Annotated in this window: 1 protein-coding gene; it reads right to left on the bottom strand. The window is 73.0% G+C overall.

Going from position 1 to position 1,398, the window contains the following annotated elements; translation table 11 throughout:
- A partial coding sequence (locus NBZ83_RS32120) for an HNH endonuclease signature motif containing protein (protein WP_261576512.1) occupies positions 1-1,398 on the bottom strand: 1,398 nt, incomplete at both ends.

Genomic DNA, 1,398 nt, shown 5'->3' with positions numbered 1-1,398 from the left:
GTCGGCCCAGAGGGGCGGGAGGAATTCGGGTCGGTGATCGGCGCCGAGTCGGACGGTCCAGCCGTGGTGGTGGAGGAAGCGGTGGTGCCAGCCGCAGACGAGCACGAGGTTGTTCAGGCAGGTGGTGCCGTTGTCGGTCCAATGCCGAATGTGGTGCGCCTGGCACCAACTCGGCGGCCTGTTGCAACCGGGGAACGCACAACAGCGGTCGCGGGCGACCAGGGCGCGGCGCAGGTCGGCCGGGACGGTGCGTTGCGTGCGGCCGACGTCGAGGGGGACGCTGTCCGGGTTGAGGACGATGCGACTGACCTCGGCGTCGCAGGCCAGACGGCGTAGCACGGAGCGGGGGATCGGCTGGCCCCAGCTGGTCGACGCGGCCGGCCCGCCCCTGCCGACCAGCGTCGCCCACGGGATGGTGACGGTCAGATGGGGGCGCACACCGCCGGAGACGGGTACCGACGAGGCGTCGAGGGCGCGGTGCAGAAGCTCGACGAGCGCGTCGGCCCGGCGGCGGGCGGGACTGCGAGGGTCGAGCGTGCCGTCGATGGCGGGGCTGGGGGCGGCGAGGCTGTCGAGGGCGGTGCGTAGGAGTGCGGCGCCCTCGGCGTCGAGTTCGCCGCTGATCCGGGTCATCCCGTCGGATAGGTCGGTGATCGACAGGTGGCAGCGCGACGCTGGATCGTCTCCACCGGCGGCGTTGCCACCGGCGGCGTTGCCACCGACGACGTTGCCGTCGTCGCCGTTGTGATCATTCCCGCCCTCACCCTCGCCGCCGCTGTTGTTGCCTGCAGGGTCGGGGCTGTCGCCGCCGGGGCTGGTGTCGATGTCGGTGAGCCGCTCGCGGATGTGGCGGCCGAGGAGGGCGAGATCGGCGGGGTCGAAGGTGTCCGCGCACTGAAGCAGGAGTGCTTCGGCTTCACGTCGTCTGGTGAGGTCCACCCCGCGAGGTAGGGCGCGCAGCGCGGTGTGGATCGCGAAGGCCTGGTCGATGCTGATGGTGCCGGCGGTCAGGGCGGTGCCGGTGGCGGTGAGATCGTCGTCGACGGCGAGGGCGAGGGCGAGCAGCCGCTGCGCCTCGCCGGGGCGGATCCGTAGCCGGGTGCGCAGGAGCGCGGCGGTGCTGGTGGCGCCCTCGCGTTGGGCGCTGCCGCGGCCGTGCATCTCACGGACCAACCCCAGACGCAGCGCGGCGAGCCGGGCCAGCAACACCGCGCAGTCCAGCACCGCGCTGTCGAGTTCGGGGTCGGACAGGGACCAGCCGGGCATGTCCACCGCCTGGCCGATCTGCTCGTCGAGCTCGGACAGTGCGACAAGCAGCCGTGGACGATCCATCCGATCGGTGCCGAAGCCGGGCGCGGGAGCCGGGGCGGCGTCGGAGTCGGAGGCGAGGTCGGGGGC

Origin of the sequence: Frankia gtarii (assembly GCF_025403375.1) — a bacterium.
Classification (GTDB): domain Bacteria; phylum Actinomycetota; class Actinomycetes; order Frankiales; family Frankiaceae; genus Frankia; species Frankia gtarii.
The sequence above is the reverse complement of the archived record's forward strand: the minus strand, read 5'-3'. Positions and strand labels throughout refer to the sequence as shown.